3 protein-coding genes are annotated in these 3,129 nt (G+C 43.4%); 2 read left to right on the top strand and 1 reads right to left on the bottom strand.

Annotation, left to right across the window (positions count from 1 at the left end):
- Positions 1-1,892: HsdM family class I SAM-dependent methyltransferase (locus ACO0K1_RS18555; protein ID WP_423028436.1), on the top strand; the 1,892-nt coding region annotated here is incomplete at its 5' end.
- Complete coding sequence (locus ACO0K1_RS18550; RefSeq protein WP_423028434.1) at positions 1,885-2,826, top strand: restriction endonuclease subunit S; 942 nt, start codon at positions 1,885-1,887, stop codon at positions 2,824-2,826. The genes ACO0K1_RS18555 and ACO0K1_RS18550, both read left to right, overlap by 8 nt.
- 205 nt (positions 2,827-3,031) lie before the next feature.
- On the opposite strand, the gene ACO0K1_RS18545 is transcribed toward ACO0K1_RS18550, so the two are convergent.
- On the bottom strand, positions 3,032-3,129 hold a 98-nt coding region (locus ACO0K1_RS18545), incomplete at its 5' end, for a transposase domain-containing protein (protein WP_423027520.1).

Raw genomic sequence — 3,129 nt, 5'->3', positions numbered from 1 at the left:
GCGAACGTATAACTGAAAATCTTGTTCGTGATAAGTTGCGGAGTTATGAATACTACGGCCAAGACAATGGCATTACGGTAGAAGAACAGAAATCCGAAATTGCAAAAATTAAAAGCTTACTGTCAAAAGCGAGTAAAAACGGAAAAGGCAACTCAGGCTACCCTGAGTTCATCATCTCAAACAAAAAAGATGTTAATTTCCTTATTGTTTTCGAGTGTAAACCAGATGTGAAAAAGCATGAAAGTCCTGGCCGCAATAAGGCTATGGAATTCGCTGTAGATGGTGTTCTACATTACGCCAAGCATTTAGCTAAGCATTACACGGTTGTAGCCATCGCGGTCAGTGGCGCAACAAAAAGCGCACTAAAAATTTCAAATTTTTTGTACCCTGCCGGTGCTGCCAAGCCTAAAGATTTAGTAAATGAGTCCGGCTCTGTAGTAAAGGAGCTGATTCCATTTGAGGATTACTACCGCTTGTCATCGTTTGACCCAGATGTAGCGAAGAAACGCCATGCTGACTTGCTTTCGTTCTCTCGTGAGCTGCACGAATTAATTTGGACAAAAGCCAAGGTATCAGAAGAAGATAAGCCCCTGCTCGTAAGTGGCACTTTGATTGCGCTGATGAATTCAGCTTTTGGAAAAACCTTCGCAGCGCTGCCTGCGGACGATTTGCAGGAATCATGGCTTGGAGCGATCAAGAAGGAGCTGGACAAGTCCAATATTCCGCAAGGAAAAAAAGATACGATGATTCAGCCGTACTCCACGATTGCAGTACACCCAAACTTAGCCAAGCCAGATACCCGGCTAGCGAAAGAATATCCCGATGGGGTTTTCAAGGAAATCATCTCAAGAATTAACGACAACGTTTGGCCGTACATCAATATTTATCACGACTTTGATGTTGTAGGTCAATTTTACGGCGAATTTCTGAAATACACTGCTGGCGACAAAAAAGCTTTGGGAATAGTGCTTACGCCGCGCCATATCGCAGAGTTGTTTTCGTTGTTAACCAATGTTGGCCCTAAAGATGTGGTTTTAGATATTTGTGCTGGGACTTGCGGCTTTCTCATTTCGGCAATGCAGCACATGCTAAAACAAGCAGTTACCGATGCAGAGCGCATGGATATTAAGCAAAATAGGCTTATCGGTATTGAAAACAACCCGAAAATGTTTGCGCTGGCGGCCAGCAATATGATTTTACGCGGTGATGGCAAAGCTAATTTACATCAAAGTAGCTGCTTTGATGACGACATAATTGCCGCCGTCAAAAAATCAAAACCCACCATCGGTATGCTCAATCCACCGTATGCGCAATCCAAAAGTGATGCCGAGCTGCACGAACTGTATTTTGTAAAACAAATGCTAGATTGCTTGAGGCGTGGCGGCACCGGAATTGCGATCGTGCCGATGTCTTGCGCTATTTCACCCAGCCCTGCGCGTGAAGAACTGATGAAACATCACACCCTTGAGGCTGTTATGTCGATGCCAGGAGAGTTATTTTACCCAGTTGGCACAGTCACTTGCATCATGGTTTGGACATCTGCTATTCCACATAAACAGTCAGGAAAAAAAACGTGGTTTGGGTATTGGAAAGATGACGGTTTTATCAAGACAAAAAATAAAGGTCGCATTGACCAGTATGAGAAATGGCCTGAAGTTCGTGACCGTTGGGTTGAAATGTTTCGTAATCGTGAAATTCATGCTGGCGAAAGTGTAATGCAGCACGTTACGCACAGCGACGAGTGGTGTGCGGAAGCATATATGGAGACAGATTATTCCATGCTCTCACAATCCGATTTTGAGACGGTTGTGCGTAACTACGCCATGTTTAAGCTGTTGGGAGCGCCACCTGATGTCACCAGTGATGATGTAGAGGACTCGGTAGATGATTAAGCTTTCCGACCTGTTCGATGTGCATTATGGTGTAAATTTGGAACTAAATCGGCTCACGCCAATGACGAACGGGATTAACTTCGTATCCAGGACTGCAAAAAATAACGGAATTTCAGCTACCGTGGCTCCCATAGAAGGATTAAATCCTATCCCTTCTGGCGTACTTACGGTGGCGGGGGGCGGATCAGTATTGGAAACTTTTCTACAACCGGAACCTTTTTATTCAGGCCGAGATTTATATTATCTGGTTCCCAAGTTTGAGATGAGCACTGTCCAGAAATTATATTACTGCGCGTGCATACGTGCCAACAAGTACAGATATAACTACGGGCGTCAAGCTAACCGAACTCTACGGGATATCATGCTGCCAGAGATTCAAGACATTCCGGCTTGGGTTAAGGCGACTGACATAAGTCTTTACGAAGGAGCTGCACGGCCTTGCATAACTGCAATGCCAGCACCATTGACCGCGTTGGATTGGAAGCCTTTTGAGCTACAGCAGTTATTCAAAATAAAAAAAGGAAAGAGACTCACTAAAGCTGATATGTTACCTGGGACAACGCCATACATCGGTTCAACAGACTCACAAAATGGTATTACTGCGTTTGTAGGACAGCTTGCGATTCATCGCGGAAAGACAATATCTGTTGCATACAATGGGTCAGTTGCAGAAGCCTTTTACCAAACAACTAACTTCTGGGCTACGGACGACGTGAACGTTTTGTATCCATTATTTGAAATATCTCCAGAAATTGGACTGTTTCTTTGCGCACTGATTCGGTTTGAAAAATTCCGATTTAACTATGGTCGCAAATGGCACTTGGAGCGCATGAAAACTTCTGTGATTCGCCTACCTGTAACGAAGGCAGGCAAGCCAGACTGGAAGTTTATGGAAGGTTACATAAAAACACTGCCATATAGTTCAAGTATTTAGGTTTCAATTCGGCAACCATTACCTAACTCATTGATTATTCAGCTTGTGCGGTTGCTACATAATTCCGGGAGAATCATTGAATGTTAAAAACATCAAGGAGAATGAATTTTTCCTTGGTGAGAGTAATGCATATTGTGTTTGGATGATTTACAAACCATCTATTGATTTTCTTAAATGTATGCGTCCGACAGATCCACCTAAACAATCAGTGATTTGACGAATTCAATCGCAACGGCAGCAATTCATCAATACGATTATTTTTACAGGTAGGGAGTTTTTCCAACGTATCTTTAAGCCAAGCGA

This window comes from Undibacterium sp. SXout20W, from assembly GCF_049340285.1.
Taxonomy (GTDB): domain Bacteria; phylum Pseudomonadota; class Gammaproteobacteria; order Burkholderiales; family Burkholderiaceae_D; genus Undibacterium.
Note: the sequence above shows the minus strand (reverse complement) of the source record. Positions and strands in the feature narration are given on the sequence as shown.

Bases quoted from the DNA above. Each gene is read 5' to 3' on its own strand.
- ACO0K1_RS18550 (WP_423028434.1), top strand. From the start codon at position 1,885: ATGATTAAGCTTTCCGACCTGTTCGATGTGCATTATGGTGTAAATTTG.